The organism is Streptococcus mitis SK597 (assembly GCF_000148545.1).
Classification (GTDB): domain Bacteria; phylum Bacillota; class Bacilli; order Lactobacillales; family Streptococcaceae; genus Streptococcus; species Streptococcus mitis_C.
Window position 1 is genome coordinate 1 of record NZ_AEDV01000005.1, and the last position, 5,896, is coordinate 5,896.

Below are 5,896 nucleotides of genomic sequence, written 5' to 3' on the forward strand. Positions count from 1 at the left end.
CAACCTGTGGCTAGCTTCCTAGTTTGCTTTTTGATTTTCATTGAGTATAATTACTTGTTTTTAGCATTCAAACTATCAAGGAGGGGATATGAAATATAGAAAATTTCAATTATTGATGTCCAAGTATGGCTTTAGTCTTTCGATTATGCTGCTTGAACTTTCTCTTGTTTTTGGTCTCTTTCTTTACTTAGGGCGTATGGCTCCTATTCTATGGGTTATTCTCTTAATCTTTATGAGTATGGCGACCATTGTCGCTATTGTCAACCGTTCCATGGCGCCTGAAAGCAAGGTGATGTGGTTAGTGGTAACTTTTGTTCCTATCATTGGCCCCCTGCTCTATCTGATGTTTGGTGAAAGGCGATTGTCCAAAAAAGAGATTAAGCAGTTGGACAAACTTGGTTCTATGCATTTTCGGGAGGACAACAGTAAAGTTCTCCGCCAGAAATTGAAGGAAGATGATAAGGCGGCTTACGGAGTTATCAAGTCTTTGTTAAGTATGGATAGTAACGCCGATGTCTATAATCGAACAGACTCACAATTCTTTTCTTCGGGTGAAAGCATGTGGCAATATATGTTGGAAGACCTCAAGAAAGCTGAGAAATTTATCTTTCTGGAGTACTATATTGTCGAAGAAGGTTTGATGTGGAATAGCATACTAGACATACTAGAGCACAAGGCAGCTCAGGGTGTAGAGGTCAAGATGCTCTATGATGATATCGGCTGTATGGCGACTTTACCTGGAGACTATACTATTCAGCTTCGTAGTCGAGGAATTGAAGCCCATAAATTTAACAAGGTGGTTCCTCGCTTGACGGTGGCTTACAACAATCGGGACCATCGGAAAATCCTTGTCATAGATGGTCAGGTAGCATATACAGGAGGTATTAACTTAGCTGATGAGTACATCAACCATGTAGAACGTTTTGGCTACTGGAAGGACAGTGGGATTCGCTTAGATGGCCCTGGTGTCAAGGCTCTAACCCGTCTCTTTTTGATGACTTGGTATATCAATCGTGGGGAAATCAGCGATTTTGACCAGTATCACTTGGAAAATCAGCCTTGTTCTGGCCAAGGGCTCTGCATTCCTTACGGTAGTGGACCCAAGCCCATCTTCCGTACCCAGGTAGGGAAAAAAGTCTATCAAAGTTTGATTAATCAGGCCACTGATTCAGTCTATATTACAACGCCCTATTTGATTATTGACTATGACTTAACAGAGAGTATTAAAAACGCGGCCATGAGGGGTGTTGATGTCCGCATCGTGACTCCTTTCATTCCAGATAAACAATTAATCCAACTCATCACAAGAGGGGCCTATCCGGATTTATTGTCAGCAGGAGTAAGGATTTTTGAGTATAGTCCAGGCTTTATCCACAGTAAACAAATCCTAGTGGATAAGGACTTTGCTACAGTTGGAACCATTAACTTAGATTATAGAAGTTTGCTTCACCACTATGAAAATGCAGTCTTGCTATATAAAACAGAATCAATCGCTGAGATTCAAAAAGATTTTCAAGAGATTTTTTCAGCATCGCAAGAAATTTTCCCTCATACGATAAAAAATAGCTGGTATCAAAAATTGATTAAGGAAATTGCCCAGTTATTCGCCCCTATCTTATAAGAAATCTAGGACCGAGGACACAAACCAGTCCTATTTTTCTTGCCTTTTACGAATAAGAAGATGTAGGAGGAAAGATGCTGACCCAGAAAGAATTGAACTATATCATGACATTTAAACAGACGCATTTACATCGATTTCGGGAAATTGAAACCTTTGTGAAACTATGCAAAAAATCACTCAAACACCCATCGCAAGCTGACAATCCTAGGACTTTTTGATATACTAAGACAGATAAATTGAATAGGAGAAACGATATGAGTGTGTATGGTAGAGTAGAAGAAGTTCATCAGGAGAATCGTGAACCTCTAGAATTCCAAATCAAACAAGAATCGCATCATCGTGAATCAAGTCGTCTTCCTTTGGTAAAAATTTTACTATGGAGTACGCTTGTAACGGGGATAACTCTAGGAGTACCGCTATTACTCGATTTAATGAGTGCACAGGAAGTGCAGGATTTTTATGCAGGTTGGGCGCTTCATCAGACAGGGAAAATTTACAGCGACTATTATGGAAGTCAAGGTTTGCTTTATTATTTGCTGACTTACGTGACTCAGGGCGGATTTTTCTTTGCCATTTTTGAGTGGTTAGCCTTGGTAGCAGGAGGATTTTTCCTCTTTCGATCGGCGGACACCTTGACAGAGCAAGGAGACCAAGCTGGACAACTAGTGACTATTTTTTACATGCTAGTTACAGGTCTTGCGTTTGGTGGAGGTTATGCGACTCTTTTAGCGCTTCCCTTCTTATTCGCAGCCTTTAGTTTAGTTGCGGCTTACCTAAGCAATCCAAGTCATGACAAGGGATTTGTACGGATTGGGCTGGCTTTGGCAGGCGGATTTTTCTTTGCTCCCTTGGCATCGCTCATGTTTATTGCTGTAGTGAGTTTAGGCTTGTTGGTCTTTAACCTTGGGCATAGACGTTTTGCACATGGATTTTATCAGTTTCTTGCAGTGGCTTTAGGTTTTTCACTGGTCTTTTATCCAACTGCCTACTATAGTGTTGCAACAGGAAGTTTTGGGGATGCCATTAGTGGAATTTTGTATCCAATTCATTCCATTCGTTTGGTTTCAGTTTCGGCATTGTTAGAAAATGTTTTGTTTTATGGGTTGTTGGCTCTTGGCATGGGAGTTTTGGTTTTTGTCTTTTTAGGTCTCTTTCAATCTAAATCCTCTAAACTATATGTCATCTCAGTGCCTGCGAGTTTGTTCCTGATTTTAGGTTTGGTAGTGATTTTCTTTACACAGGATCCTCTACATGCATCCCGTTTGATGCTCATTTTCCCTGTCTTTCTTCTGCTTTTAGTGTCCAATATCAAGGGGCAACAGAGTGGTCGTAGCATTAGAAGAAGACGCAGAGAAGAGCCTGTTAGTCTCTGGCATCGCTATACTAAAGGAAATCTTTACCTACCGATTTTAACTTTGTTATATCTTTTGGCTATTCCTTTTTTGATGAGGTTTGTCCTTTATCCGGTACCTTATCAAGAACGTAATCGTCTTGCTGATTTGGTGAAAGAGGAGACAAGTACGGAAGATGCTATCTATGCATGGGATGATACTGCAACTCTTTATCGTAAGAGTGAGCGCTTGTCGCCATCGGCTATTTTGTCCCCGTTGCACTATACAGCAACTGAGGAAAATCGGAATAAGCTACTCAATGACTTGAAAGAAAAACAACCTAAGGTGATTGTGGTAAATGACAAGGTGGCAGTCTGGTCTGAAGTAGAAACAATCTTGAAAGAAAATTACCAACCAGTAAAGACTGATTACTCAGAGTTTAAAGTCTATAAAATTAAATAACTAAATCAATATCTTGTGTATTTTTAAAAAAATTAGGATTTTTAACACAAGATATTGATTTTTCTTTTTAGAGTGGTATAATACTTTTTAGAAAGAACATTTTAGAAAAGAGCATGCATATGATTGCACTAGAAGAAAAAATTACAATTTTACCAACTCTCTTCGTTGAGAAACGAGATGGGAGACGTGTTGTATTTGATGTGGACAAGATTGACAAGGCTCTCCACAAGGCGGCTGACAAGGTTATGGATGTGACACCCTTGGTTGAAAAGCGCCTAAATGCTCTGACCGAGCGAATTGTCACAGAAATTCATAGTCGCTTTCCACAGGGGGTTAAGATTTACGAAATTCAAAATATCGTAGAACATGAACTGCTTGAAGCCAAAGAATATGCGCTGGCTGAGGAGTATATTACTTATCGGACACAAAGGGATTTTGAGCGTTCAAAAGCGACGGATATCAACTTTAGTATCCATAAGCTTCTCAACAAAGATCAAGCAGTTGTCAATGAGAATGCCAATAAAGACAGTGATGTCTTTAACACCCAGCGTGATTTGACAGCAGGGATTGTTGGAAAGTCAATCGGACTGCAAATGCTTCCTAAGCACGTAGCCAATGCTCACCAAAAAGGGGATATCCACTATCACGATTTGGACTACAGTCCCTATACACCTATGACCAACTGCTGTTTGATTGATTTCAAGGGTATGTTGGAAAATGGTTTTAAGATTGGAAATGCGGAGGTGGAAAGTCCTAAGTCTATCCAGACTGCAACAGCTCAGATTTCCCAAATCATCGCCAACGTTGCTTCTAGCCAGTATGGAGGCTGTTCAGCTGACCGTATCGATGAAGTCTTGGCGCCTTATGCAGATAAGAATTACCAAAAACACCTCAAAGATGCGGAAGAATGGGTCTTACCTGAAAAACGGGAAGATTATGCCTGGAAGAAAACCCAAAAAGACATCTACGATGCTATGCAATCCCTTGAGTATGAAATCAATACTCTCTTCACTTCAAATGGCCAAACACCCTTTACTTCACTAGGTTTTGGTCTAGGAACTAGTCGTTTTGAGCGAGAAATTCAAAAGGCAATTTTAAACATTCGTATCAATGGGCTTGGTTCGGAACACCGCACAGCTATCTTCCCTAAACTTATCTTCACGCTTAAAAGAGGACTCAACTTAGAAGAAGGGACTCCCAACTACGACATTAAGCAGTTGGCTCTTGAGTGTGCAACCAAGCGGATGTATCCGGATGTTTTGTCCTATGATAAGATTGTTGACTTGACAGGTTCCTTCAAGGTACCTATGGGCTGTCGTTCTTTCCTTCAAGGATGGAAGGATGAAAATGGTGTAGAAGTCAATTCAGGTCGCATGAACCTAGGAGTTGTGACGGTTAACCTGCCTCGTATTGCCCTTGAATCTGAAGGTGATATGAATAAGTTCTGGGAAATCTTCAACGAGCGAATGAATATCGCTGAAGATGCTCTGGTTTACCGTGTCGAACGCACGAAAGAGGCGACACCAGCGAATGCTCCTATCCTTTATCAGTACGGTGCTTTTGGCCATCGTCTAGGTAAAGAAGAAAGTGTTGACCAGCTCTTTAAGAATCGTCGTGCAACCGTTTCGCTGGGCTACATCGGTTTGTATGAAGTGGCTACTGTTTTCTTTGGAAATAGCTGGGAAAGCAATCTAGAAGCTAAGGAATTCACGCTGGATATCATTCGTGATATGAAACGCCGTGTAGAAGAGTGGTCTGACCAATATGGATACCATTTCTCTATCTACTCAACACCGTCTGAAAGTTTGACAGACCGTTTCTGCCGACTAGATACAGAGAAGTTTGGCTCTATTCCTGATATTACAGACAAGGAATACTACACCAATTCTTTCCACTACGATGTTCGTAAAAATCCAACACCGTTTGAAAAATTGGACTTTGAGAAAGTCTATCCAGAAGCAGGTGCGTCAGGTGGTTTCATCCATTATTGTGAGTATCCAGTCCTTCAGCAAAATCCAAAGGCCTTGGAAGCTGTCTGGGATTATGCTTATGACCGTGTAGGCTATCTAGGCACCAATACTCCGATTGACCGTTGCTACAAGTGTGACTTTGAAGGGGATTTTGAACCAACTGAGAGAGGATTTGCTTGTCCAAACTGTGGCAATAGCGACCCTAAAACAGTAGACGTTGTTAAACGAACTTGTGGCTATTTAGGCAATCCTCAAGCGCGTCCGATGGTTAATGGACGTCACAAGGAAATCGCAGCGCGTGTCAAACACATGAATGGTTCAACGATTAAAATAGCTGGCCATCAAGTAACAAATTAGAAAGAAATGAGATGGGAAAATATCAATTAGACGATAAGGGGCGCGCACAAGTGACCCGTTATCACGAGAAACACTCTAAAGGTGGAGCTGGTAAGAAAGAACGTTTGCTCAGCCTCAGAGAACAATTTTTAAACAAGAACAAGAAAAAATAAAAG

General features: G+C 41.0%; 4 protein-coding genes. All 4 read left to right on the forward strand.

Annotation, left to right across the window (positions count from 1 at the left end):
• Positions 1-88: 88 nt before the first annotated feature.
• The 4 genes from cls to SMSK597_RS03870 all read left to right on the forward strand — a co-directional run bounded on the left by cls (position 89) and on the right by SMSK597_RS03870 (position 5,893).
• The gene (gene cls / locus SMSK597_RS03850) at positions 89-1,621 is read left to right on the forward strand and encodes a cardiolipin synthase (protein WP_000877349.1); all 1,533 of its coding nucleotides are present in this window, start codon (positions 89-91) and stop codon (positions 1,619-1,621) included.
• Between the two features lie 254 nt (positions 1,622-1,875).
• Complete coding sequence (locus SMSK597_RS03860; RefSeq protein WP_000118105.1) at positions 1,876-3,414, forward strand: hypothetical protein; 1,539 nt, start codon at positions 1,876-1,878, stop codon at positions 3,412-3,414.
• 119 nt (positions 3,415-3,533) lie between these two features.
• On the forward strand, positions 3,534-5,741 hold the full coding sequence (gene nrdD, locus SMSK597_RS03865; protein WP_000560894.1) for an anaerobic ribonucleoside-triphosphate reductase: 2,208 nt from the start codon (positions 3,534-3,536) through the stop codon (positions 5,739-5,741).
• Positions 5,742-5,752: 11 nt separating this feature from the next.
• Positions 5,753-5,893: a hypothetical protein gene (locus SMSK597_RS03870; RefSeq protein WP_000521621.1), complete on the forward strand. Its 141-nt coding sequence runs from the start codon at positions 5,753-5,755 to the stop codon at positions 5,891-5,893.
• Positions 5,894-5,896 lie beyond the last annotated feature (3 nt).

What these genes read in the sequence shown, in the direction of transcription:
- cls (WP_000877349.1), top strand. Translation starts at nt 89, where the DNA reads ATGAAATATAGAAAATTTCAATTATTGATGTCCAAGTATGGCTTTAGT.
- SMSK597_RS03860 (WP_000118105.1), top strand. Translation starts at nt 1,876, where the DNA reads ATGAGTGTGTATGGTAGAGTAGAAGAAGTTCATCAGGAGAATCGTGAA.
- nrdD (WP_000560894.1), top strand. Translation starts at nt 3,534, where the DNA reads ATGATTGCACTAGAAGAAAAAATTACAATTTTACCAACTCTCTTCGTT.
- SMSK597_RS03870 (WP_000521621.1), top strand. Translation starts at nt 5,753, where the DNA reads ATGGGAAAATATCAATTAGACGATAAGGGGCGCGCACAAGTGACCCGT.